Source organism: Gordonia sp. LMA167 (assembly GCF_058130025.1).
The window spans coordinates 105,566-129,990 of sequence record NZ_CM176708.1; the positions used below are offsets into that span (position 1 = coordinate 105,566).

The following is a 24,425-nucleotide window of genomic DNA, read 5'->3' on the forward strand; positions in this document are numbered from 1 at the left end:
CCTATCACGATCCGTCAGCGCAGGATGCCCGACGTCGCATCGAGAGGTTCTTCGGGGAGCACCTCGTCGGCTGACCCCGCCTCCTGGCCGCGAAACACGATCATCGCGTCGGCAACCCTGCGCTCGGTGCAGCCGGTCAGGCGCCGTCGACCGACGCCTTGCGTAGCCGACGCAGCGAGATGGCCTTGTCGATACCGACGAATGCCGGGGTGATCAGGGACAAGCCCAACGCCACCAGCCACTGGCCGCCGGTGAGCGACACCGTGTCCAGGAGGCGCTGGAGCATACCGAGTTCCACCGCGGCCCAGGTGAGCGCCCAGCCGGCGATCAGCCAGCCGAAGTACGGGAACATCGGCTGACTCCACGGCGCCTGGCGCTCGCGGCGCATCACCACTCCGAGGTTCACCGCGCTGAGCGCCACCACCGCGAAGGCCATCGTCATCGACACAGACCCACCGCTCGACGACGGCTCGTCCGGACCCCACTGCAGCAGCGCGAGCGCGGCCGCAGCGATCAGGAAGCCGCTGATCACCCAGCGGACGATCTGCGGCCCGTTGACGATCCGGGTCCCCGGTGCGCGTGGCGGACGTTCCATGACGCCCGGATCGGGGACGTCGACGATGAACCCGACCACCACCGTCACCACGACGAAGAACTTGCAGAACAACAGTTGCATCGGCAGCATCGCGACACCGCCGTTGATGTTGAAGATGGTCGCGAACACCATCAACTGCAGCACCGCCGAGAGGATCGTGAGCTGAAGTCTGATGTACGACGAGATACGGCGATAGATGTCGCGGCCGAGTTCCACTGCCCGCACGAGGGTGGCGAAGTTGTCGTCGGTGAGCACGATCTTGGCAGCCTGCTTGGTGACCTCGGAACCACTACCCATCGCCACCCCGATGTCGGCCTGTTTGAGCGCAGCGGCGTCGTTGACCGCGTCACCGGTCATGGCGACGACATCCCCGTTCTCCTGCATGAGCCGGGCCAGTCGCAGTTTGTCCTCCGGCGCCACGCGACCGAACACATGCAGTTGCGGCAGCCGGCTCACCACCTCTTCGTCACTGCTCCGCTGGAGGTCGGTGCCGGTGATGACCCCGGGGCCGAGGCCGAGTTGATCGGCGATCGCGCGGGCGGTGATGGTGTGGTCGCCGGTGATCATGCGGACGTCGATCCCCGCCCCGAGTGCCGTGTGCACCGCGTCGGTCGCCTCAGTCCGCAGCGGGTCGATGATCCCGACCAGACCCACGAGCACCAGCTCGCCGACGGCGGCCATCGGATCGGCTGTCGCAGCGGCCATCGCGGCGTCGTCGAGACCCTTGGCGGCGAACGCGAGGACCCGCAGCCCCTTCTCGGACAATTCCCGGTTCGCGTCCAGAATGTGCTGGCGCATCTCGTCCACCGGCACGATCTCGCCGTGGCGGAGCGCCGCGGAGCATCGGTCGAGAACCACGTCCGGGCCGCCCTTGACGACGACGAGGTGCGGCTGCTCGACCACCGCGCCGTGAACCGTTGACGGACGGTCGTGGAAGGTGGCCATGAACTTGTAGTCGGAGTCGAACGGGACCTCGGTGACACGCGGGATCGTCCGGCGGGTGGCCTCGGCGTCGACGCCCATCTTGGCCGCCAGCACAACCAGCGCCGCCTCGGTGGGATCACCGATCACCGAACCGTCGTCGCCGACTGTGGCATCCGAGCACAGCGACAGGCCCAGCGCGAGGGGCGTGAAGTCGGGCAGGCTCCCGGCGGTGCCGAGAATCGCCCCCTGCTTCGCGTATCCGGAGCCCTCGACACGGAACCATTGATCGCCGGCGTACAACGACACCACCGTCATCGCGTTCATGGTGAGGGTGCCGGTCTTGTCGGAGTTGATCACCGTTGTGCCGCCGAGGGTCTCGACGTCGGCCAGCGACTTCACCACAGCCTTCTGCTCGGCGAGATGCTGCGCTCCCGACGACAGCATCGTCTGCACAAACGTCGGCAACCCGGTCGGGATCGATGCGATCGCCGTCGAGATACAGAGCAGCGCAAGGGTTTCACCGTCCTGGCCGCGGAGGAGGCCGATGACGCCGATGATGGCAACCGCACCCCAGGCGAGAAATCCGAAGACCTTGGTCATCCCGTCGAGCTCGCGCTGCAGCGGGGATCTCGTCCGTTTGGTGGCCGTGACCATGTCGGCGATCCGGCCCATCTGGGTTGCCGCACCGGTGGACGTCACCACGAAGACGGCGGAGCCGCGGGTGACCTGGGTGTTCTGGAACACCATGTTGGTGCGATCGCCCAATGCGACGTCGCCCCCGGAGATCACGGCCGGATCCTTGGCCACCGGGGCGCTCTCACCGGTGAGCGCGGCTTCCTGCACCTCGAGGGTCGCCGACGTCACGAGCCGTCCGTCGGCCGGCACGAGGTCGCCCGCCTCGACCAGCACGACGTCGCCCGGCACGAGATCGGCGGCCGGCACCTCGGCCACCTGCCCGCCCCGGCGCACCCGCGCCTGGGGAACCTGAAGATTCGCCAGGGCGTCGACGCTGGCCTGGGCCTTGATCTCCTGCTTCGTGCCCATCACCACGTTGAACGCGACGAGCAGCGCCACCACCAACCCCGTGGCGATCTGGCCGATCGCGAAGGCGGCCACCGCGACGATGAGCAGCATGATGTTCATCGGATTGGCCAACTGGCCGCGGGACACCGCCCAGAGCGTCGGCGGTGGCTCGGCGGTCAGCTCGTTCGGGCCATAGGTCTCGAGCCGGGCCGCCGCGTCGGCCGTGCCGAGACCCGATTCCGGGTCGACCCCGGCGGCGGCCGCGACGTCGACCCCGCTGCGCAGATAGGGGTCACCGAATGCTGGTGCGTCACTGGTGGAGGTCATGCGCGTGCGTCCTCTCGGAGTTCGCGGCGAGGGACATCCTGAGGCCGGCGAAGGACCGGCGTCGCGTCGTCCGACGCACACTCGAGCACATCATGCCCGATCACCGAGGGGTTGCGTCGGGTTTGCTCGACCATCGATGTCGAACCGTCACACGATGATCGGTGGTCGGTCCGATGTCCGAGGTTCGCTGCAGCGACCGTGGACTGCACCCAATCCATCTGGGACGCAGGACATCGGTGTGAAACCTGTGCTGTGTCAGAGTTTGCCGCGAGCGATGAACCGTACCCGGTCGCCGCGATAGTGGGACCGCGTCCATTCGACGATCCGTCCCGCTGCGTCGCGCGAGCACCGATCGATCAGCAGCAACGGGGCACTGATCGGCACGTTCAGGTGTCCGGCCTGCTCGGGCGCCGCCAACGCGGTCTGCACGCAGTCCTCGACGTCGCGGATCGCGATCCCGAACTCGTCCCGCAGCGTCGCGTACAGCGATCCGTTCGCATCCACGCGGTCCGCCAGTCCGGTGAGATCGCCCGGCAGGTGGGCGGTCTCCAGCGCGAGCGGCTCTCCGCCGACGATGCGCAGCCGGGTGAGGATGAGAACGGGCGCGCCGATGTCGATGGCCAGATGCGAGGCGGTCTCGGCGTCTGCTGGGGCGTTGGCGGCCGCGAGCACCCGGGATTCCACTGACATACCCATGGCCTGCAGGTCATCGCTGAACGAGGTGAGCTGTCGCATCAGGACCGGCTTCGGCGCCTCGATGAAGTTGCCGCTCCCCTGCGTACTGCTCAGGACCCCTTCGGCCGAGAGCTCGGCCAGCGCCTTGCGCAAAGTGGTGCGCGACGTCCCCAACTCCGCAGCCAGTTTTCGCTCCGGAGGCAGGGACGCTCCCGGACCCAGGCTGGTGATGCGCTCCTTGACGGCCATCTTGACCTGGAAGTATCGCGGACCTGACGGCGTGTGCTGCGGCTGCGCGGCTGACGACTGTGCGGATGTGGCGGACACGGAATTCGACCCTACCCATTGACGAACGCAATTGGTATATGCCAATGTTGTCCCCGTCACACAAATTGGTGTATACCAATTACCACGAGAACGGGAGTACCAATGACGACTATGAGTGTGATGAGTCGCAGGTCGACCTCCGGCGCACTCGTCGGCGCCGCCGCCGCGAGTGTCGGCGTCATCTACGGCTACGACAGCAGCAACATCGGTGCTGCGCTGAACTTCATCGCCGAGGACTTCGGGCTCGGCGACGGCGGGAAACAAGCCCTCGCGACAGTAGTGGTGATCGGCGAGATCATCGGGGCCATCGCCGCCGGCTGGGTCGCGAACAGGATCGGCCGCAAATGGTCGATGGTCGCGGTCGCCGCCACCTACTGTCTGTTCGCCCTGCTCAGTGCACTGGCACCCACCAACGGCGCCCTGCTCACCGCGCGCTTGCTCCTCGGCGTCACGATCGGACTCTCGGTCGTGATCGTGCCGGTCTTCGTCGCCGAGTCCGCGGCTCCACACCGGCGCGGAGCGATGCTGGTCGCCTACCAGGTCGCCACGATCGTCGGCATCATCGCCGGCTACGTCGTCGGCTACTTCTTGGCCGGGGCGTCGGCCTGGCGCTGGATGCTGGGTCTGGCGGCCATCCCTGCCCTGCTCGTCACGCTGCTGATCCTGCGGATGCCCGACACACCGCGCTGGTACGTGTCGCGCGGCAGGTTCGACGAGGCTCGCGATGCGCTCCGCGGCATCGAGCCGGATGCCGACATCGACCTCGAGATCGGTGAGATGCGCGCGGCTCTCGCCGACGAAACGGGTGGCCACCTCTCGGAGATGTTCCGCAAACCCTGGATGCGCGCAACGGTCTTCGTCGTCGGCCTGGGATTCCTGATCCAGATCACCGGCATCAACGCCGTCGTCTACTACAGCCCGAAACTGTTCGAGGACATGGGCTTCAGCGGCGATTTCGGCACCCTCATGATGCCGGCGTTCGTCCAGATCGCAGGCCTCGCGGCGGTCATCACCTCACTGTTCACCGTCGACCGGATGGGTCGGCGCCCCATCCTGCTCGGTGGCATCTCGGCCATGGTGGTCGCCACCGTCATGCTGATCGTCACCTACGGCCCGCTGCACGGGAACGGTGCGGCCGCACACGTCCTCGGGTTCGGCGGACTCATCGTGTTCACGATGGGCTTCTCTTTCGGGTTCGGCGCCCTGGTCTGGGTGTATGCCGGAGAGGCCTTCCCCGCTCGACTCCGCTCGTACGGTTCCTCGATGATGCTGACCTCCGATCTGGTCGCCAACGCGATCGTCGCGGCCTTCACGCTGTCGCTCATCAACCTGATCGGCGGCGCCGGAACATTTGCCATCTTCGGCGCCTTCGCGCTCGTCGGCCTGGTCTTCGTCTACGCCCTCGCGCCGGAGACGAAGGGTCGTAAGCTCGAGGACATCCAGCACTATTGGCAGAACGGCGGACAATGGCCGACTGATGGCTCGGTCTCCGAACCGGTTGGTGATCCGCGATGACCCGATCAGGGGCGAACGGCACGGCGATCATCGCCTTCGACATCGGCGGCTCCAAGACCCACGCGGTTCGGGCGGTGGACGGGACGATCGTGCGCGAGGCGGTGGTCGGCAGCGCCAACGTGTCCTCGGTGGGCGACGCCGAGGCCGGCCACCAGCTCGATCTCGCCATCGAGAGGCTCGGCGGGAACCAGGATGTCCGGGCCGTGTGCGCCGGGGCAGCCGGTGTCGACACCCCCGCGACGGTCCGTCGACTGCACGACCTGATCACCGACCGTCTGCCCTGCGCCCGGGTACAGATCGTGCACGACAGCCAGCTGATCCTCGCGGCCGCCGGTGTGGAGAACGGCATCGCACTGATCTCGGGCACGGGGTCGGTTGCGTGGGGGCGCAACGGTTCGCGCACGGCCCGCGCCGGCGGGTGGGGATACCTGCTCGGCGATGAGGGCAGCGGTTACTGGGTGGCCCGCGAGGCCGTGCGCCGGACATTGGCGTGCGCCGACAGCGGCGCGGCCCCCGGCCAGCTGGGTCAGCTCCTGGCCGCCGACTGCGGCCTCCCCGATGCCACCGAGTTGCTGAATCACTTCTACACCCAGACGGATCGGCGCTACTGGGCCGGGCGGGGCCGGGTGGTGTTCGAACTGGCCAAGGCGGGAGATCCCACCAGCCACAGCATCGTCGCCGACGCCGCCGCGGCACTCGCCGGGTTGGCCGCCCAGGTCTCGGCACGTCTCGATCTCACCGGCCCCGTCGTGATCGCGGGCGGACAGGCGGTGAACCAACCGCTGCTCGCTGCGGCGGTCGCTTCCGAACTCGCACAACGTGGTCTGACACAGACTCGAGTTCTGGACATCGACCCGGTCGGTGGTGCGGTAGAGCTCGCGACCCGATTGCTCGCCGACTGTCCCCGACCACCCGACCAACCGCGTGAGGACTCATGACCACCGACCTGATCATTTACGACAACCTCGAGGAAACACTCATGACCACGAGCCAGGACACCGCACCGGGCCGCCTGATGGCGGCGGAGATCGCCGAACAACCGACACGATGGCGGCAACTGTTGGCCGAGGGCCGTGCCCCCATCGCCGAGATCGCCGCCCAGATCAGCTCCCGTCGACCACGATTCGTACAATTCGTGGCCCGCGGCACCAGCGACCACGCGGCGCTGTACGCCAAATACCTGGTGGAGATCATCCATCAGATACCGGCCGGCCTGGTCTCACCGTCGACGATGACCGTGTACGGCGCCCGCCCCGACCTGCGCGACGTGTTGTACATCGCCGTGAGCCAGTCGGGCGGATCCCCGGATCTGGTCCAGTCGGTCGACGTCGCCCGGGCACAGGGCGCCCTGACCCTCGCGGTCACCAACAATGAGTCGTCGCCGCTGTCGGATGCCGCCGAACTGCACATCAATGTTCTTGCCGGGCCGGAGAAATCGGTGGCGGCCACCAAGTCGTACACGGCCGAGTTGCTCTCGCTCTATCTGTTGATGGACGGCATCGCGGGCGGCGACGGCTCCGCGGCGGCACCACTTCCGGACCTCGGAGAGCAGATCCTGGAAGCCGACGATCGGGTCCGCGCGGTGGCCCAGCGCTATCGCTTCGCGCAGCGCCTCATCACCACCGGACGCGGCTACTCCTACCCGACCGCGCGCGAGGCGGCATTGAAGCTCATGGAGACGTCTTACCTTTCCGCACAGGCGTTCTCGGGCGCCGATCTGCTCCATGGTCCACTGGCCACCGTGGACCCGCAGGTTCCGGTACTGGCGGTGGTGCCGGCCGGGGCGGGCGGAGATGCGATGGTGCCGGTCCTCGAGCGGCTCGCCGAACGGGACGCCGACGTCTTCGGCGTGGGGTCGGCCGAACGGATCGCCCACCTGACCGGAGGCATCGAGCTTCCCGACGCACTGCCCGACGCGCTCTCGCCGATGCTGGAGATCATCCCGCTGCAACAACTGTCACTCCACCTGGCGATCGCACGCGGCGGTGATCCCGACACCCCGCGCGGGCTTCGGAAGGTCACGGAGACGCTGTGACGCGGCCCACCGAGAGTGCCGCGACACTTCTCGTCACGGCGTCGGCGATCGTCAGCGGCGGCCGAGTCCTGCGACCCGGCTGGTTCACCAGCCGGAACGGCCGCGTCGTCGACGTCGGCGAGGGCACACCACCGCGTCCTGCGGATCTGAATTTTCTTACCGCGACAGTCGTTCCGGGCTTTGTCGACATGCACGTCCACGGCGGCGGTGGCGCCGACTACACCGACGGTGACGCCGCCGGCGCGCGCGACGCGGCGGCGTTCCATCGCTCGCACGGCACCACCACGACCATGGCCAGCCTCGTCAGCGCCGGACCGGACCAGCTGCTCGCCCAGGTGCGCGGCCTGCGGCCACTCGTCGCCGACGGCATCGTCGCCGGCATTCATCTCGAGGGCCCGTGGTTGAGCCATTCACGCTGCGGCGCACATGATCCCACTGTGCTGCGGAACCCCGACCCGACCGAGATCGATAGGCTGCTGCAGGTGGCCGACGGCGCGATCTCGATGGTGACGATCGCTCCGGAGCTCGACGGTGCGCTCGATGCGATCGAACGGTTCGCCGATGCCGGTGTGGTGGTCGCGGTGGGACACACCGAAGCGACCTACATGCAGACCCGGGCGGCGATCGGCGCCGGGGCACGCGTCGGTACGCATCTGTTCAATGCGATGCGCCCGCTTCATCATCGGGAACCCGGCCCGGTGCTGGCGTTGCTCGAGGACGAGCGGGTCACGGTCGAGATGGTCGGCGACGGGGTGCATCTTCATCAGGGGCTGCTCACCCATGTGGTCGCAGACGTGGGCGCTCGGCGGGTTGCGCTCGTCACCGACGCGATGTCGGCGGCCGGGATGACCGACGGTTCCTACCGGCTGGGGATTCTGGAGGTGGAGGTGACCGACGGGGTCGCGAGGGTGCGCGAGACCGGCGCCATCGCCGGCAGCACCGCGACCATGGGATTGTTGTTCGAGCGCGCGCTGGCCGCATTTCCCGGCCCTCTCGATGCGGCACTGCTCGCGGCGTCGGCGATGACGTCCACGACGCCGGCACGCGCCGTCGGCGTGGATGGCGCCGGCGATCTCGCACCGGGCCGCCGCGCCGACTGGGTGATCGTGGAGGACGGCCGGGTGTGCGATGTCTACCGAGCCGGCCTACCGATCGTCGACCGTGGCACCCCTGACGATCGTGAGTACGCCCCCACGATGTCGCCTCACGACTCTCCGGCGGGCAGATCCCAGGAGTAGTTCACGGTCATCCCGTCTGCGCCCTTCATGTACAGGCGGAGCGGACCCGTCTGTCCCTCAGCGGTGGTGACCTGACAGGTCACGCTGGTCCCCGGTTGCGCCGCTATCTCCTGCTGTGGACACTCCACCGCGCTCAGCGTGTAGCCGGTCTGCTGGGCGAAACTGTCGCCGATCGACCCGACGATCGAATCGGCCAGCAACCGCTGCGAGCCGTCCTGCACGGTCCACGAGAAGTTGATGGTGTCGTTCCCGTCATCGACCTCTGTCACCTTGACGTCCCAGGTCGCGACCACGCCTTTCTCGGTGACCTTGCAGGTGGTGGCATCGCCGACCTCCGCGTCGACTCCACTGGTGCATTGGATCGAGTCGATCGGGTCGCCGGTCTTGGCAGCGGCCTCGTCGGAGAGTTTGCTCTGCAACTGCTCGGCACTCAGACCGTTCGAGTCACTGCCGCCGACCGACACCGAACACCCGGCGCCGACGAAGCTCAGCGCCACCACCGCGAGGCATCCCGCGAGCTGCCGTCTCGTGGTCATCTGACACTCCCCTCGAAGGCCGCGTGATGCGGATCCGTGACGCCACACAGCAACCACGTAATCGGGCTTTTCCGACAGTGTAATCCCAATGTGACCACCGATGCGGTCAATCGAGAATCACCCAAATCCTTTGTGAGCCTTTCTAACCAACCGTTCACGCTTGCGATGCCCCGCACGTCGGACACACACATCCACATCCTCGCTCACCGCGACTGAGTAGACTCGACACCGAGGCTGCCTCCTGCCGTTCGACCAGACGACTCCATGCGTCGTCTGGGTAACAGCTCATCCCGGTGACAACTGATGTCCGAGTTGTCGCGAGAAGGAGGTATGCGATGCTCTACGCGGTGTTCCGGATAGCCGGGGTGTTCCTGCTCGCGGTCCTGGCTGTCTTATCGATAGTCGCGGCCGTGCTCGGCCCCTGGGGCTGGATCATCGCGGCGGTCATCCTGACCCCGCTTGCCGCAACCGGCGTCTACGACCTTCTCCAACGACGACATTCGGTGCTACGGAACTACCCGATCCTCGGGCACATGCGCTACCTCCTGGAAGCGGTGCGGCCCGAGCTGCAGCAGTACTTCATCGAACGGAACTTCGACGGACGGCCCTACGACCGCGATGTACGTTCGCTGATCTATGAACGCGCCAAGGGCACCGCGGCCGAGTTGTCCTTCGGTACCGAACGCGACATCGACGTCGACGGTTACGAATATCTCGTGCACTCGACCGCGCCACTCGATCCGCCCGACGAACCATTCCGGGTCCGCGTCGGTGGGCCCGACTGCACCCAACCGTACGACATGGCCCTGTTGAACGTATCGTCGATGAGCTTTGGGGCATTGTCGGCGAATGCGTTGCGCGCATTGAACAACGGAGCCCGTAAAGGTGGGTTCGCGCACGACACCGGCGAGGGCGGACTCACTCCGTATCACCTCGGCGGTGCCGACGTCGTCTGGGAGATCGGGTCGGGCTACTTCGGCACACGCACCGACGACGGGCATTTCGATCCGCATCAGTTCGCCGACAAGGCCGCGCACGATCAGGTCAAGTGCATCTCGGTCAAACTGAGCCAAGGGGCCAAACCGGGCATCGGCGGTGTGCTGCCCGCAGCAAAGGTCAGCGAGGAGATCGCCCGGTATCGCGGTGTACCCGCGGGCGAGAAGTGTGTGAGCCCGCCCGGGCATTCGGAGTTCTCGACGCCCCGGGAACTGATCGCGTTCATCGCCCGACTACGGGAGCTCAGCGACGGCAAGCCGGTCGGCATCAAGCTGTGTCTCGGTTCGCGGGTGGATGTCCTCGCCATCTGCAAGGCGATGCTCGCCGAGAACGTCACCCCGGACTTCATCATCGTCGACGGCGCCGAGGGCGGAACCGCCGCAGCACCATTGGAGTACGAGGACCACGTCGGCCTGCCCCTCACCGACGGCCTGATGACGATGCACAACACGCTCGTGGGCACCGGGCTCCGTGACCGAATCCGCATCGGCGCCAGCGGAAAGGTGGCCTCCGGCAACGACATCGTCAAACGATTGATCCAGGGCGCCGACTACACGAACGCCGCCCGCGCGATGATGATGGCAGTCGGCTGTATCCAGTCACAACGCTGTCACACCAACCATTGCCCGGTCGGCGTGGCCACCCAGGATCCGAGGCGGGCGCGGGCACTCGACGTCGCCGACAAGAGCGAACGCGCGTACCGCTATCAGAAATCGACGGTGGAACAGGCGATGCGACTGATGGCGTCGATGGGCATCACCGACGTGTCGCAACTGTCGCCTCATCTACTGCGCAAACGGATCTCGGCCACCGAGCAGCGCACCTACGCCGAAATCCACGAATGGCTCGAGACCGGCCAATTGCTCTCCGAGACACCACAATCCTGGCTATCCGACTGGGTCCGGGCCGATCCCGACTCGTTCGCGCCCGCGGGCCTGGCCATGAACAACTGATTCGAATCACCACGATCGAAGGGAACCAGATGACCACAGTCGCCGAGACCATCGTCTCCGCACTCGCCGACCTCGGCGTCCGACAGGTGTGGGGTGTCGTGGGAGATGCCCTGAACCCCATCACCGACGCCATTCGCACCGAGGATCGGATGGAGTGGATCGGGGTCCGACACGAGGAGGCAGCGGCCTTTGCTGCCGGCGCGCAGGCCCAGCTCACCGACACCCTCGGCGTGTGCATGGGCACCGTCGGCCCCGGCTCACTGCATCTCATCAACGGCCTCTACGACGCGAAGAAGTCACATGCACCGGTGCTGGCGATCTGCGGTCAGGTGCCGACATCGGAAGTGGGCAGCAACTTCTTCCAGGAGGTCGACAATCACGCCGTGTTCGCCGACGTCTCGGTGTATCAGGCCACCGTGACCGCGGGGTCCCAGATGCCGTATCTCCTCGAGCAGGCGGTGAATGCCGCACTCGCGCGACGCGGCGTCGCGGTGCTCACGATCCCCGGCGACGTCGGCGACCTCGACGTGCCCGAGAGCGAGACCCGGTTCATCGCCCCGGACCGCTGCACGGTGGCGTCGGCAGCCGATGTCACGGCAGCGGCCAAGATCCTCGACGCGGCGGAGAAGGTCACCATGCTCGTCGGTCAGGGCGCCCGCAGCGCCCGAGCCGAAGTACTCGGGGTGGCCGAGACACTGAGCGCCCCGATGGTTCTCACACTGAAGGCCAAGGAGGGGCTCGAGGCCGACAACCCCTTCCAGGTCGGGCACAGCGGGCTGATCGGCAATCCGGCCGCGCATCTCGCGTTACATCAGGCTGACACCCTCCTTCTGGTGGGCACCGACTTCCCGTACCGCGACTGGCTTCCGCACGACAAGGCGGTGATCCAACTCGACGATCGTGCCGAACACATCGGGCGGCGCCTGACGGTGCGGCAGGGCCTGGTGGGTGACGCCAAAGAGACTTTGGCACAACTTCTTCCACTTCTCAAACCTAATGCCGACACCACGCACCTGGACCGTCATCGCAAGGAGTACGAGCTCTGGAACTCCGCGCAACGTCGGCTCGTCGACCCCGATCACGACAGCAGCACGGTGGGCGGAAGGATCCGCAAGCACATCGACAACCGCGACGACCTGATCCGCCCCGAGGTCGTCGCCGCAGCGGTCGATGCGGCCGCCGACGACGACGCGATCTTCACCACCGACACCGGGATGTCGACGGTGTGGCTGTCACGGTTCGTCGAGATGCGTGGCGATCGAAGGCTGTTGGGCTCGTTCAATCTGGGTTCGATGGCCAACGCGATGCCACAGGCGCTGGGCGCTGCGGCTCTCGACCGGTCCCGGCAGGTGGTTGCCTTCTGCGGCGATGGTGGCCTGATGATGCTTCTCGGGGATCTACGGACCGCGGTGACCTATCAGCTCCCGGCCACGTTCATCGTGTTCAACAATCATCGGCTCGGCATGGTGAAGCTCGAGCAGGAGCAGAGCGGCCTGCCCGAGTTCGGCACCGAACTCGACAATCCGGATCTCTCGGCGGTGGCAGCCGCGCTCGGGCTGAAGTCCCGTTTGGTGACGGATCCCGGCGCGGTCGCCGAGGCTGTCGCGGCAGGCCTGGCGGACGACGGCCCGGTGCTGCTGGACATTCACACCAATCCCAACGAGATCTCGATACCACCGCGGCCGACCGTCTCACAGGGCTGGGGCTTCGCCATCGCAAAGATCAAGGAGAGCTTGGGAAGTCCCGACTGACTGTCGCTAGGGCGGGTCGACCGGGTCGGGCGAGTCGACCGGGTCGACCGGGTCGGGCGAGCGAGAGGCCCGTGCGGCGACACCCCGCATCATGTCCCGCGACATGATGAGATCGGCGGGGACCACGAGCGTTTCACACAGGACACGCAGCCACCATGGCTGCATAGATGCGCGCCATCGGAAGACGAGCCGAGTGCGCGACCCGCCGCCGACCGGCGTGAGCACATAGGCCCACGTCCAATCGAGCCGTGCCATGCCGGTTGTCCGCCAGCTCAACGGCAGGTGCGAGTCGGATCTCAGGACGAGGGCAGCACCCGGCCGCAACTGTATGACCGTGAACCCGCAGCGGGTCTCAGGCGATCCGTCGGGCACGAAATCACCCACCCGAAGGTCCTGCAGTTCCGGCATGATCGTCTCGGCACTCGCGCGGTTCGCCGGGAACAACAGCCGGTCGACCCAACGAGCGGTGTACCAACCGCCTCGATGCCAGCCCATCTGAACCAGCCACGGCCACACCTGAACCGGCGATGCTTCGATGGTGGTCGCATGTGTGCAGACGCACTGCGGCGTCGCGATGAGGTCATCGCCGGGCAGCGGCACCGTCTGCTCCGCGACGGTCGCGCCGAACGAATGGCCGAGACGGTTCGCGGCGAACCACCCAAGTCCGACTCCGGCCACGAGGACCTGCCACCCACGCATGAATCGATGACACACCCACCGGCACGGCGGGTATAGAGACCAAAGGCATCAGTTTCCGTGCGAGGGGCTCCCCGTGCTGATCGAGTAGACGAGCGGTAGCGACGAGACACCCGCCGATGATCGAGCAGACCCCCTCTCGCTGATCGAGTAGTCGACGAGCGGCAGCGAGGACCCCTTCCGCTGATCGAGTAGTCGACGAGCCGCAGCGAGGACCCCCTCCGCTGATCGAGTAGTCGACGAGCGGCAGCGAGGACCCCTTCCGCTGATCGAGTAGTCGACGAGCGGCAGCGAGGAGACGTATCTAGATCCACTCTCCCACAACGAATTCCGACTCATTGAACCCGAACCTCACGTCCCAACAAGATGTCTCACTCTCCTCAACACACCCCTTGACTCCGAACATCCGTTTGGAGTTCGAAATCGTTGAACAGCGCCCCCTCTGCTGATCGAGTGGGTTCCGAGCCGCCAGGCGAGGGACCGTATCGAGATCACCGGCGACCGCGGTCTCGATACGCGACTCACTTCGTTCGCGGCTACGCGACCAGCAGAGAAGCGACCCCCGGCCGGGACCGCATCTGCCCCTTGAGAACTCCATTGAGTGAAACAGACACGGCGCCAGACGCTGTCGCGTACACCAGGCCCGCTCACCTGCCGACGGGTCCCACACCGTCATCCAAGTGAGGTCAATTCGGACAAATCCTGAGAAACTCCTGTGAAATGCCGGTCGGGCGCCTACCCTCGTAGCTGTCCATCAGGGGTACCGAAAGGGTCACCGTGCACGCGAACACGAGTTCGTCAGCAACGCAAACCAACGTCGCGCCTCACCGGAAACCCGTTGTGCGAAGAACCCTCTGGGCGTTGACATCGGTGATCGCCATGGTGCTCATGTCATTCGTCTCGGTCTCCGCGCCGGCACATGCCGCCGGCATCGAGTCCCTGACCAAGCGCTATGTGGAGACGTTCTATCCACTGTGGTTGACCCAGCTCCAGTTCGACGTCGCGCCCCACAACCGCCTGATCGGCCCCGACACCGTCACACCGCTCTATCAGGGTGTGGTCGCCATCAACAATGACACCCTGTATGCCAGCTCCCCGGTGGACACCTCCGGCGGGGCGGTGATGGTCACAGTTCCCCGCACACCGGTGAGCTACTCGGTCCTGCTGCTTGATCCATACGGCAACACCTATCCCGTCGCGATCCCGTCCAAGGCGGCCGGGGTCAATACGCCGACGACCCTCTACGCCCTGGTCGCCCCCAATCACCGTGGCGGTGTGCCGGCAGGCGCCACGATGGTGCGTCTGCCGCATCCGTTCATGATCCTGATCTTCCGAGCCGATCGGTTCAGCAACAACCGGGATCTGACCGCGCAGGCCCGCACGTTCCGAGCAGGGCTCAAGATGCAGACGATCAGCGCCTGGCGCGGCAACCCTCAGGGAGGCGCCACAGCGGTCCGTTCGGTCGCCGAGTTCGCCTTACCGGTCAAGACCATGGCCGACAGCCTGATCAACACCGCACCCGTCGAGTTCGTGCGCCAGACGCAGCGAGCCGTCGGCAACACCTCGCGGGTTCCGCCACTCGCCCCCAAGCAGCGAGCCCTGGCCGCCGCTTTCAACCGTGTGTTCGCCGGCGGCTCCGACCCTGCCGTATGGCCTGCGGTCTCGTCGGGCGCACGTGCGGCTCACGCCGCGATCATCGGCAACTACCTCGGACACCGAGACCGGAACAAGTGGATTCATTTCACCAACATCGGCAAGTGGGGTGACAACGTCCTCGACCGTTCGTCGCTCAACGAATTCATCCAGTTCGGCAACGGAATCGCGACGGCCGCCTACTACCACGCATTCCTCGACCGGAATGGCGCCCCGCTCGACGGCAGCCGGCCGGGCGGATATGTTCTCACCTTCCCGGCACGAGCGATCCCGCAGGCGTCGCGGTTCTGGTCGTTGACGGCCTACACACCGAACTCGATCGAGCTGATTCCCAATGCCGCCGACAAGTACCTGGTGGCCGGCTACACACCGGGACTGGTGCGCAACCGCGACGGTTCCATCTCGATCCACATCGCGCGCGTCAAGCCGCCAGGGGTACCTGCGGCCAACTGGCTGCCGGTGGGGTTCCGCCCGTTCAACGTGATGCTGCGGCTGTACGGCGTGATCCCGGGTTCGAGCGCGGCGACCAACACCTACGTGCCGCCGGCGGTGGTCCCGCGCTGATCAGCCGGCGCGGTCCAATTCGCGGTTCGCGCGGCGCTCGACGAGAAGCGGGACAAAATCCCGCACTCTGATGCCGTCGAAGTGGCGGTAGGCACCCTGGACGGCCGTGACGACTTCCTCGGGTTCGCGTTCCGAGTGCGCATCGATCAGCCGATCCTGTACCTCGCCGATCTGACGCACCTCGTCCTCGTTCGTTGGCTCCATAGGACAAGGCTAGTGACCTCACCCCGCGTGACGCTCGGCCCAAATGGCCTGTTCACTCGGCATTCATCCCGCCGAGACCGTCTCAATACCGAGCGGGAACCCTCGTCACCGGCAGAACCGGACTCTCGACGTCGCTCGGCTTGCGTTTGGGCAGGTCGATGTCGGGCGCTGCGAGCGGCGTGTAGGGCACCTGGTCGAGCAAGTGGGTGATGATGTTCAGTCGTCCACGCTTCTTGTCGTCGGTGTTCGCCACATACCACGGCGCCCAACCGGTGTCTGTGTAGCGGAACATGTCGTCGCGGGCACGGGTGTAGTCGTCCCAGCGCTCGTAGGACTTCACGTCCATCGGCGAGAGCTTCCAGTACTTGCGCGGGTCGTTGATCCGGCTCTCCAGCCGCTCGGTCTGCTGCTCCTCACTGACTTCGAGCCAGTACTTGATCAGGATGATGCCCGAGCGCACCATCGCGCGCTCGAACTCGGGCGTGTCGGAGAGAAACTGCAGCGACTGCTCCTCGGTGCAGAAGCCCATCACTCGCTCCACACCGGCACGGTTGTACCAACTCCGGTCGAAGATCACCACCTCACCGGCGGCGGGCAGGTGGGGGACGTAGCGCTGCATGAACATCTGCGACTTCTCGCGGTCTGTCGGTGTGGGCAGCGCCACCACCCGGAAGACCCGCGGGCTCACCCGCTCGGTGATCGCCTTGATGACGCCGCCCTTGCCCGCCGTGTCACGCCCCTCGAAGACGATGCAGATCTTGGCCCCGGTCGAGCGCACCCATTCCTGCATGGCCACGAGTTCCGCGTGCAGGCCCTTCAACTCCGAGCGGTATTCCTTGTTCTTCATCAGCGGACGCGTGGAGTCGGGTTCGTCCGAGCTGGACGAGGCCGGCCGCGACGGAGCGGTCGAGTGGCCGTGACCCTTCGCCTTCTTCTTCGCCTTGCCCTTCGACTTCTTGCTCACGGGTGACCTCCTCGAAGCCGGAACGTTCCGGACGTGCCTCCGGACGCGTGCGAAGAAGAACTCTACGTCACCCACAAGTCCGAAATCGCGCGAAATCTCAGCGCGGTGGCGTCGCGCGGGATCCCGGCAATCCGGGACCACACCGCCTTTCGACCGACCGGCGGGAGGCCATTGTTGTCCGAAATCGGCTGATTTGCCGGGATTCTCGGACCGGATGTAGCCCACTTCACACCGTTTCGATGAGGCGTCGCGACCGACAATCACTTAGTCTGGCTAAGTAATTTTAATTTAGTCTTACTAAGTAGTTGTCTGTCGGAGGGACTTCACTCGATGGGCGAGGGTCGAACCATGGGATTCACAACCACAGCATCACTAGGCGGCGCCGCTGCCGTGCACCGCGACTTCATCCGCATCCGCCGCGCGCTGCGGGCGAAGTCACCCGACGGCCCACTGTCCGCCGGGCAGATGTCTGCGTTGTGGACCATCTCGCAACACGCGCCCATCCGGGCGACCGAACTCGCCGACCGCGAAGGGGTCACCGGTCCGACGGTGTCGCGAGTGATCGCCTGCCTGGAGCGGTACGGAATGGTCACCCGCACAACCGATCCCCACGACGGCCGGGTAAGCCTGCTCACCCCGACCGACGCAGGGATCGGCTACATCGAGGGCGCGTCGTCGCGGAGTTCCGAACTCTTCGAGGTGGCACTGCGCCGCCTCGACGGACCTGAGCGCGACACGGTCCGACGTTCGATCCGGCTCCTCGCCGACACGATGTGCGAGCTCACACCAGCCGAGCCAGACAACTCTCATGGAGACGACACGACAACGGAGGGGGGAGCCTGATGCAGCCTGACACCAATGGTCACCGGCACGATCCGATCAACTCAGGCGTGACCGATGCGATGAGCGGCGTGATCCGCGGCCAGGTCCGGTCGGCCGGTGGAGATGCGCTCGGGGACGCCACGGTGACGGTGATCGACCCGAACGGCCGTCAGGCGGCGCGGTCGATCGCCGATGCCGCCGGCGGCTTTGTCGCCGAGGTGTCCGCGGGCGGGCACTACGTCCTGGTCGCCTCGGCCGCCGGATACGAACCGTCGGCGCTGACCATGACCGTCGGCAGCACACCGATCGATGTGGACGTCGTCCTGGCCTCGATGGCCGCACTCGGCGGCGCCGTGACGACGTCAGCGACCGGTGAACCCGTGGCGACCGCAACCGTCGCGATCGCCGATCACACCGGCCATGTCAGCGCAACGGCCGTCACCGACGCCCAGGGCCGTTGGGTGGCGAGCGGATTGCCCGCAGGGACCTACACCGTGATCGTCACGGCTCCCGGATGCGATCCGGTGGCCGAACCGGTCACGATCGACCCGGCTGCCGGCGCGACGGTCGATGTCGTGCTGAGAACCGCAGCCGAACTCGGCGGGCTCATCAGCATCGGCTCCGGTGACTCCGTCGCACCCTTCACCCACAGCCAGGTCGCCCTCCTCAACGATGCCGGGGAGATGGCGGCCAGCGCTCTCACCGACGAGAACGGGCGCTACCTGTTCGCGAATCTGGCACCCGGCGACTACACGGTCATCGCGAATGGTTATGCCCCGCAGGCCGCGACGATCGACATCGAGGCCGGTCACGTCGTCACCCACGAATTCGTTCTCGGCGCAAAGGGGGAAGCATGAGCAGCACCATCACAGCACGCGTTTCGACGTCGAGCGGCAACCCACTGGATGCGGCGGTGATGACCGTGATGTCGCAATCCGGTGAACAGCGCGCCATCGCGCGCGCCGACACCGATGGTTCGGTTGCCGCCGCAGACCTGGACGCCGGCACGTACACCGTCGTGATCACCGCCGACGGCTATCAGCCGGCCGCACGCGTCGCCGTGGTGTCGGGCACCGGGCCGGTGAGCCTCGGTGAGATCACCGCGGCGCGCGCGGGCGGCGCACCGACGCCGGGGGCCGGGCGGTGGGAGATCGATCCGAGCCACTCCGCCATCGAGATCAGCGTGCGCCATTTCGGCATCGCCACGATCAAGGGCCGATTCACCGACTTCACCGGCCAGATCGAGGTACCCGAGGACGTCGAGCAATCGCGGGTGGTCGCCGAGATCAAGACCTCGAGCATCGACACCGACAACCGCACCCGCGACGACCACCTCCGGTCGGATGCCTTCTTCGACGTCGAGCAGTATCCGATCGCCGAGTTCCGGGCCACGCAGGTCCGTCCCGCCACCGATGAGACGTGGACGCTGGCCGGCTCCCTGACCCTGCGGGGAACCGCGGTACCGGTGACGCTCGAGATGACCTACCTCGGTGAGGTCGACGACCCCTGGGGCGGACACCGTGCAGGATTCCGCGCCACCGGCACGTTGCGGCGCAACGACTTCGGGATCAGCTTCGACGAGAAGCTGATCAGCGGGGTCGCACAGATCGGCGGTACCGCGACCGTGAATCTCGACATCCAGGCGACCCGGACACCGTAGTCCGTCACCGGCCGCATTGATCTTGTTCTCATAAATTCCGAAAGGCACCAATGTCACAGCACGCCGTGGCCGACATCGGCGGCGCCGCAGCGGGGCAGCCCAGCCGGGGCTCCCGCCAGCGTTCGCTCTCCGAACTCGGCCCCAACTACAAGTGGATCGCCCTGTCCAACACGACGTTGGGCATGCTGATCGCCACGATCAACAGCTCGATCGTACTGATCGCGCTGCCCGACATCTTCAAGGGCATCCATCTCAATCCCCTTGAGCCCCAGAACACCAGCTACCTGCTGTGGATGATGATGGGCTTCCTCGTCGTCACCGCAGTACTCGTGGTCAGCTTCGGACGCCTCGGCGACATGTTCGGCCGAGCCCGCATGTACAACATGGGCTTCGCCATCTTCACCATCTCGTCGATCTTCCTGGCCATCACCTGGTTCGACGGCTCCGAAGCAGCGATCTGGCTCATCTTCTGGCGCATCGTCCAAGGCGTCGGCGGCGCGTTCCTGATGGCCAACTCGTCGGCGATCCTCACCGACGCATTCCCCGCCAACCAGCGCGGACTGGCCATGGGCATCAACGGTGTGGCCGCGATCGCGGGCTCGTTCCTCGGCCTGCTCATCGGTGGCCTCCTGGCACCGATCCAGTGGCACTTCATCTTTCTCGTGTCGGTGCCGTTCGGCCTGGTCGGCACGGTCTGGGCGTACATGAAGCTGCACGACACCGGCGAGCGTCGCAAGGCCAAGATGGACTGGTGGGGCAACATCACGTTCGCCGTCGGCCTGATCGCGATCCTCATCGCGATCACCTACGGCATCCAGCCCTACGGCACGTCCAACATGGGCTGGGGTAACCCGTGGGTTCTCACCGGACTCATCGGCGGCGTCATCGTCCTCGCCATCTTCGTGCTCATCGAGACCAAGGTCGAGAGCCCGCTCTTCGAACTGTCGCTGTTCAAGAATCGCTCGTTCGCATTCGGCAACCTCGCCAACCTCATGGCGTCGATCGGCCGCGGCGGCCTGCAGTTCATCCTGATCATCTGGCTGCAGGGCATCTGGCTCCCGCAGCACGGCTTCGACTACTCACGCACACCGCTGTGGGCCGGTATCTACATGGTGCCCATGACGATCGGCTTCCTGCTCAGTGCTCCCATCTCGGGTGCGCTGTCGGACAAGCTGGGCACCAAGTGGTTCACCACGATCGGCATGCTCATCACCGCGGGCACCTTCGCCGGGCTGATCGCGATCCCGGTCGACTTCGACTACTGGGTCTTCGCGCTGATCATGTTGATCAACGGTATCGGCATGGGGCTCTTCGCCTCTCCGAACCGTGCCGAGGTGATGAACAGCCTGCCGATCACATCCCGAGGTTCGGGTGCGGGCATGATGACGACGTTCCAGAACGCTGCCATGGTGCTGTCCATCGGGCTGTTCTTCTCCCTGATGATCGCCGGGCTGAGCGCGCATCTGCCGACGGCGATGTTCAGCGGCCTCACCGCCAACGGCATGCCCGACGCTCCCGCGAACGGCATCGCCCACCTACCGACTGTCGGCATCCTGTTCGCCGCGTTCCTCGGCTACAACCCGATCCGTGAGGTCGGCGGCCAGGCGCTGCAGGGGCTTCCGCAGTCCGCGGTCGACCACCTGACCGGTCTGGACTTCTTCCCCCACCTGATCAGTGATCCGTTCTCCGACGGTCTGACCGCTGCGTTCACCTTCGCACTCATCTGCTGTGTGATCGGTGCGATCGCCTCGCTGTTCACCGGTTCGAAGAAGACGACCACCCCGGAGAGTGTGGGCGCCGAGCTGGCGGCGGTCGCCGCCGATGCCGGCATGGCGACGTCGGCCGAGTTGATCGACGAAGCCCACATGTACGGCCCGCGCCATCGGCGGGACGCCACGAGTGTCGTCGGGTCGGCCGACGCCGAACCGACGGCGGACCGCCCGCGGATCGCCGGACGGATCACCGGATCGGACAGCGCACCGCTGCGCGGCGCGGCCGTCACTGTCACCGATGTGCGGGGGCATCAGGCCGGTACGACGGCGGTCCACGACGACGGCACCTACGCGATCCGCGACCTCGCGGACGGTACGTACACCGTCATCGCCACGGCCCCGGGCCGATTGCCCAGGGCGCTGACCGTGTCGGTCGTCGGGGACTTGATCTTCCGGAGGGACTTCACCCTCGCCGGCGGATCGGTGATCAAGGGCCATGTCCGCGATGCGCACCGGCCGCTGCCGGCAAGCCTGATCGTCACCGATCAGTCGGGCGCGGTCGTCACGCGGGCGCACGCAGACTCCGACGGCAGCTTCGCCATCAACGGCGTGTCGGAGGGCGACACCGTCGCGGTCACGGCATCGGCTCCCGGCTATCAGCCCACGAGTCAGCTCGTCACCGTCGATTCGTCCGCACCCGCGGACATCGATCTGGTCCTGGTCGCCACCGGCGGGGTTCAGGGCACGGTGCGGACTCCGGACGGTGGTCCCCTGGCCGGCGCAACGGTGTCGGCGATCGGGCCGGATCAGACGATCGTCGCGTCGGTGACGACCGACGCGGACGGGCGCTACCGGATCGAGGGTCTGACCGATGCCCAGTTCACCGTGGTGGCCAACATGTACGAGCCCGCCGCAGTGCAGGTGAGCGTGGTCGCCGGACAGCGCAACACCGCCGACATCGGGCTGGGATCGGGGCGTAGACCCGCGGTCTCCTGACCCATCACACACAGCAGTCGGCCCGGCCGGGAGTTTCCCGACCGGGCCGACTGCTGTGTGGTCAGTGCTCGACGACCGCCTTGAGGAAGGTCCGGGTCCGCTCCTGCTGCGGAGCACCGAAGATCTGCTGCGGGGCGCCCTCCTCGACGATCCGTCCCTGATCGAAGACGAGCACCCGGTCGGCGACGTCGCGGGCGAACCCCATCTCGTGGGTGACGATGAGCATGGTGATGTCGGTCGTCTCGGCGATTCGTCGGAGTACCCCGAGCACGTCGGCGACGAGTTCGGGATCGAGCGCGGAGGTGACCTCGTCGAGCAACAGGATGTCGGGATCCATCGCGAGAGCACGTGCGATCGCCACGCGCTGCTGTTGTCCGCCGGAAAGTTTCGTCGGGTGAGCGTCTTCCTTGTCCTGCAGGCCGACCGTCGCCAGCAGTTCCCGGGCGCGGGCCACCGCCTCCGATTTGCTCTTTCCCAGTACATGAATGGGCGCCTCGGTGATGTTCTCCAGCACGGTCATGTTCGGGAAGAGGTTGAACTGCTGAAACACCATGCCGATCTTGGATCGGACGGCACGCAGATGTTTCTGCGACGCCTTGACCAGCTTGTCGCCCTTGTACATATGGGTGAGCGGTTCGCCCTCGACCCAGATCACTCCGTCATTGGCGTCCTCGAGGGTCATGAGCAGCCGAAGAATGGTGGTCTTGCCGGAACCACTCGGACCGATCAATGCGACTCTCTCGCCACGGGCCACGGTGAAGTCGAGGTGATCGAGGACCACGTGGTCGCCGAACCGCTTGACCACCTTGTCGAACACGATCATCGATGATCCGGTTGCGGCGGCTTCCGTGGTCGACACGGCGGCGCTCTCGTCAGTAGGCAAGTGTCTTCTCTAGCTTTCGGATCAGAATGGAGGTGGGGTAGCTCGCGATCAGGAAGATGACACCGGCGATGGTGATCGGCTCCAGATACTGGAACGTCCGGGCACCGTATTGCTGCGCGGCGGTGACCATCTCGACCACCGTGATGGCGAACAGGAACGGGGTGTCCTTGAACATCGAGATCGCGTAGTTGCCCAGCGCGGGCGTGGTGTTCCGAATCGCCTGCGGCAGAACAACGGCACGCCACATCCGCCCGGCAGGCAACGAGAGTGCATGTGCTGCTTCCCACTGTCCGCGTGGGACGGAATCGATCCCGGCCCGGTACACCTCCGCCATGTACGTGGAGTAATGAATGCCGAGTACCACAATGCCGATCTGCAGCGCGGTGAACTGCGGCAGCAGGTAGTAGGCAAAGAGCAACTGCACGACAAGCGGTGTGAGTCTGATGAATTCACAGACCATCCGCAAGGGGATGCTCACCACCGCAGGTCCCACCCGCCGCGCCACCGCGATCGCCAGGCCGAGCACGGCGGCTATCAGGAAACCCAGAACCGTTGCCAGCAGGGTGATCTTGAAACCCTCCAGCAGGAACGGGAGACAATCCGCAGCGCGCTGCCAGCTCCAGTTCGCATTCATCGGCCGACCCCCACGTTCTCATCGATGCGCTCCGGCCGCAGACTCAGCACCTCACGCAACGTCGGGCCGACGCCGATCCTGGACTTCGCGCGCATCTCCAGCAGGTTCATGATCAGGGTCAACACGTACGCGAAGCAGAAGTACAGAACCAGCCCGACACCGAAGGAGAACAAGGTGTCGCCGGTACCCCGCCGCAACTGTTCGATCTCATAGGTGAGGTCCTGCAGCAGGATGAAGCTCGCCAGCGCGGTGCCCTTCATCAACTGGATGAGCAGGTTGTTCAACGGCGGGATCATCTGCACCCAGGCCTGCGGAAAGATGATCCGGTGCAGTCGCTGCCAGGTAGAGAAGTTCAGTGCCACTGCCGCTTCCCACTGCGGCGCGGGGATCGCCGCGAGCGATCCGCGGACCACCTCGGCGCCGTAGGCACCGTAATTGAGGCCCAACGCGAGGATACCGCAGAACATCGGGTCCAGCTGGTAGCCGAAGAGTGGCAGCACATAGAACAGCCAGAACAGTTGGACCAGCAGTGATGTGCCCCGGAAGAACTCGACGAAGACGCGCGCGGTCCCCCGGATCACCATCCACCGCGCGCCTTCTGCAACCCCCAACACCAGGGCGAGCACAAAGGCCAGCGTCGCCCCGCCGAGAGTCAGATAGATCGTGGTGAGTATGCCTTCCTGGATGCGCGGCCACGCATCCAGGAAGGCATCGATGTTGTCACCCACAGGCGATTACCGAC

At 66.0% G+C, this 24,425-nt stretch carries 19 protein-coding genes and 1 pseudogene; 11 read left to right on the plus strand and 9 right to left on the minus strand.

What is annotated here, in order from left to right; all coding sequences use genetic code 11:
- Window positions 1–136: 136 nt before the first annotated feature.
- Window positions 137–2,869 (minus strand): cation-translocating P-type ATPase, encoded by a 2,733-nt coding sequence (locus ACVT6V_RS00470; protein ID WP_489897873.1) that lies wholly within the window; start codon window positions 2,867–2,869, stop codon window positions 137–139.
- Between the two features lie 255 nt (window positions 2,870–3,124).
- Window positions 3,125–3,793 carry a GntR family transcriptional regulator gene (locus ACVT6V_RS00475; protein ID WP_489901073.1) on the minus strand — a complete coding sequence of 223 codons (669 nt, stop codon included), beginning with the start codon at window positions 3,791–3,793 and terminating at the stop codon, window positions 3,125–3,127.
- A gap of 198 nt (window positions 3,794–3,991) precedes the next feature.
- On the opposite strand from ACVT6V_RS00475, the gene ACVT6V_RS00480 reads away from it, so the two are divergent.
- The 4 genes from ACVT6V_RS00480 (at window position 3,992) to ACVT6V_RS00495 (ending at window position 8,659) form a co-directional block, all read left to right on the plus strand.
- Window positions 3,992–5,386, plus strand: coding sequence for a sugar porter family MFS transporter (locus ACVT6V_RS00480; RefSeq protein WP_489897874.1), 1,395 nt, complete (start codon window positions 3,992–3,994; stop codon window positions 5,384–5,386).
- Window positions 5,383–6,324 carry an N-acetylglucosamine kinase gene (locus ACVT6V_RS00485; RefSeq protein WP_489897875.1) on the plus strand — a complete coding sequence of 314 codons (942 nt, stop codon included), beginning with the start codon at window positions 5,383–5,385 and terminating at the stop codon, window positions 6,322–6,324. The genes ACVT6V_RS00480 and ACVT6V_RS00485 overlap by 4 nt, the downstream gene beginning before the upstream one ends.
- 77 nt (window positions 6,325–6,401) lie before the next feature.
- A complete protein-coding gene (locus tag ACVT6V_RS00490; RefSeq protein WP_489901074.1) occupies window positions 6,402–7,421 on the plus strand; it encodes an SIS domain-containing protein in 1,020 nt (339 codons plus the stop codon).
- Complete coding sequence (locus ACVT6V_RS00495) at window positions 7,418–8,659, plus strand: N-acetylglucosamine-6-phosphate deacetylase (RefSeq protein WP_489897876.1); 1,242 nt, start codon at window positions 7,418–7,420, stop codon at window positions 8,657–8,659. The genes ACVT6V_RS00490 and ACVT6V_RS00495 overlap by 4 nt, the downstream gene beginning before the upstream one ends.
- On the opposite strand, the gene ACVT6V_RS00500 is transcribed toward ACVT6V_RS00495, so the two are convergent.
- Window positions 8,626–9,195 carry a DUF4333 domain-containing protein gene (locus ACVT6V_RS00500; RefSeq protein ID WP_489897877.1) on the minus strand — a complete coding sequence of 190 codons (570 nt, stop codon included), beginning with the start codon at window positions 9,193–9,195 and terminating at the stop codon, window positions 8,626–8,628. The genes ACVT6V_RS00495 and ACVT6V_RS00500 overlap by 34 nt on opposite strands.
- A gap of 335 nt (window positions 9,196–9,530) precedes the next feature.
- Here ACVT6V_RS00500 and ACVT6V_RS00505 point away from each other — a divergent pair, with 335 nt between their 5' ends.
- Both ACVT6V_RS00505 and ACVT6V_RS00510 read left to right on the plus strand, forming a co-directional pair.
- Window positions 9,531–11,144 (plus strand): FMN-binding glutamate synthase family protein, encoded by a 1,614-nt coding sequence (locus tag ACVT6V_RS00505; protein WP_489897878.1) that lies wholly within the window; start codon window positions 9,531–9,533, stop codon window positions 11,142–11,144.
- 29 nt (window positions 11,145–11,173) lie between these two features.
- Entirely contained in the window at window positions 11,174–12,895 is a 1,722-nt protein-coding gene (locus ACVT6V_RS00510) for a thiamine pyrophosphate-dependent enzyme (RefSeq protein ID WP_489897879.1), read from the plus strand.
- A 6-nt stretch (window positions 12,896–12,901) separates the two neighbouring features.
- On the opposite strand, the gene ACVT6V_RS00515 is transcribed toward ACVT6V_RS00510, so the two are convergent.
- Complete coding sequence (locus ACVT6V_RS00515; RefSeq protein WP_489897880.1) at window positions 12,902–13,594, minus strand: hypothetical protein; 693 nt, start codon at window positions 13,592–13,594, stop codon at window positions 12,902–12,904.
- 867 nt (window positions 13,595–14,461) lie between these two features.
- Here ACVT6V_RS00515 and ACVT6V_RS00520 point away from each other — a divergent pair.
- Complete coding sequence (locus tag ACVT6V_RS00520) at window positions 14,462–15,808, plus strand: DUF1214 domain-containing protein (protein WP_489901075.1); 1,347 nt, start codon at window positions 14,462–14,464, stop codon at window positions 15,806–15,808.
- Here ACVT6V_RS00520 and ACVT6V_RS00525 read toward each other — a convergent pair.
- A pseudogene (locus ACVT6V_RS00525) lies at window positions 15,809–15,931 on the minus strand (three-helix bundle dimerization domain-containing protein); the annotation flags it as partial.
- 163 nt (window positions 15,932–16,094) lie between these two features.
- Window positions 16,095–16,862: a polyphosphate kinase 2 gene (ppk2, locus tag ACVT6V_RS00530; protein ID WP_489901076.1), complete on the minus strand. Its 768-nt coding sequence runs from the start codon at window positions 16,860–16,862 to the stop codon at window positions 16,095–16,097.
- Between the two features lie 462 nt (window positions 16,863–17,324).
- Between ppk2 and ACVT6V_RS00535 the strand changes: the two genes are divergently transcribed.
- The 4 genes from ACVT6V_RS00535 to ACVT6V_RS00550 are packed head-to-tail and all read left to right on the plus strand — an operon-like array spanning window position 17,325 to window position 22,166.
- Entirely contained in the window at window positions 17,325–17,819 is a 495-nt protein-coding gene (locus tag ACVT6V_RS00535) for a MarR family winged helix-turn-helix transcriptional regulator (protein WP_489897881.1), read from the plus strand.
- The gene (locus ACVT6V_RS00540; protein WP_489897882.1) at window positions 17,819–18,655 is read left to right on the plus strand and encodes an MSCRAMM family protein; all 837 of its coding nucleotides are present in this window, start codon (window positions 17,819–17,821) and stop codon (window positions 18,653–18,655) included. Before ACVT6V_RS00535 ends, ACVT6V_RS00540 begins: the two co-directional genes overlap by 1 nt.
- Window positions 18,652–19,458, plus strand: a complete 807-nt coding sequence (locus ACVT6V_RS00545) for a YceI family protein (RefSeq protein WP_489897883.1) — start codon at window positions 18,652–18,654, stop codon at window positions 19,456–19,458. Before ACVT6V_RS00540 ends, ACVT6V_RS00545 begins: the two co-directional genes overlap by 4 nt.
- A 50-nt stretch (window positions 19,459–19,508) precedes the next feature.
- Window positions 19,509–22,166: an MFS transporter gene (locus ACVT6V_RS00550; protein ID WP_489897884.1), complete on the plus strand. Its 2,658-nt coding sequence runs from the start codon at window positions 19,509–19,511 to the stop codon at window positions 22,164–22,166.
- Between the two features lie 61 nt (window positions 22,167–22,227).
- Here ACVT6V_RS00550 and ehuA read toward each other — a convergent pair whose 3' ends face one another.
- From ehuA to ehuC, 3 genes are read right to left on the minus strand one after another with little or no spacing between them, the layout of a single operon-like run.
- Window positions 22,228–22,989 carry an ectoine/hydroxyectoine ABC transporter ATP-binding protein EhuA gene (ehuA, locus tag ACVT6V_RS00555; RefSeq protein ID WP_489901077.1) on the minus strand — a complete coding sequence of 254 codons (762 nt, stop codon included), beginning with the start codon at window positions 22,987–22,989 and terminating at the stop codon, window positions 22,228–22,230.
- A gap of 49 nt (window positions 22,990–23,038) precedes the next feature.
- Window positions 23,039–23,683, minus strand: a complete 645-nt coding sequence (gene ehuD, locus ACVT6V_RS00560) for an ectoine/hydroxyectoine ABC transporter permease subunit EhuD (protein WP_489897885.1) — start codon at window positions 23,681–23,683, stop codon at window positions 23,039–23,041.
- Window positions 23,680–24,411, minus strand: a complete 732-nt coding sequence (gene ehuC / locus ACVT6V_RS00565) for an ectoine/hydroxyectoine ABC transporter permease subunit EhuC (RefSeq protein ID WP_489897886.1) — start codon at window positions 24,409–24,411, stop codon at window positions 23,680–23,682. Before ehuC ends, ehuD begins: the two co-directional genes overlap by 4 nt.
- Window positions 24,412–24,425 lie beyond the last annotated feature (14 nt).

Coding starts and splice junctions, on each gene's coding strand:
- ACVT6V_RS00515 (WP_489897880.1), bottom strand. CDS start 13,594: ATGCGTGGGTGGCAGGTCCTCGTGGCCGGAGTCGGACTTGGGTGGTTC.
- ACVT6V_RS00500 (WP_489897877.1), bottom strand. CDS start 9,195: ATGACCACGAGACGGCAGCTCGCGGGATGCCTCGCGGTGGTGGCGCTG.
- ACVT6V_RS00505 (WP_489897878.1), top strand. CDS start 9,531: ATGCTCTACGCGGTGTTCCGGATAGCCGGGGTGTTCCTGCTCGCGGTC.
- ACVT6V_RS00475 (WP_489901073.1), bottom strand. CDS start 3,793: ATGGCCGTCAAGGAGCGCATCACCAGCCTGGGTCCGGGAGCGTCCCTG.
- ACVT6V_RS00510 (WP_489897879.1), top strand. CDS start 11,174: ATGACCACAGTCGCCGAGACCATCGTCTCCGCACTCGCCGACCTCGGC.
- ACVT6V_RS00485 (WP_489897875.1), top strand. CDS start 5,383: ATGACCCGATCAGGGGCGAACGGCACGGCGATCATCGCCTTCGACATC.
- ehuA (WP_489901077.1), bottom strand. CDS start 22,989: ATGATCGTGTTCGACAAGGTGGTCAAGCGGTTCGGCGACCACGTGGTC.
- ACVT6V_RS00480 (WP_489897874.1), top strand. CDS start 3,992: ATGAGTCGCAGGTCGACCTCCGGCGCACTCGTCGGCGCCGCCGCCGCG.
- ACVT6V_RS00550 (WP_489897884.1), top strand. CDS start 19,509: ATGTCACAGCACGCCGTGGCCGACATCGGCGGCGCCGCAGCGGGGCAG.
- ACVT6V_RS00540 (WP_489897882.1), top strand. CDS start 17,819: ATGCAGCCTGACACCAATGGTCACCGGCACGATCCGATCAACTCAGGC.
- ACVT6V_RS00490 (WP_489901074.1), top strand. CDS start 6,402: ATGGCGGCGGAGATCGCCGAACAACCGACACGATGGCGGCAACTGTTG.
- ACVT6V_RS00535 (WP_489897881.1), top strand. CDS start 17,325: ATGGGATTCACAACCACAGCATCACTAGGCGGCGCCGCTGCCGTGCAC.
- ehuD (WP_489897885.1), bottom strand. CDS start 23,683: ATGAATGCGAACTGGAGCTGGCAGCGCGCTGCGGATTGTCTCCCGTTC.
- ACVT6V_RS00545 (WP_489897883.1), top strand. CDS start 18,652: ATGAGCAGCACCATCACAGCACGCGTTTCGACGTCGAGCGGCAACCCA.
- ACVT6V_RS00470 (WP_489897873.1), bottom strand. CDS start 2,869: ATGACCTCCACCAGTGACGCACCAGCATTCGGTGACCCCTATCTGCGC.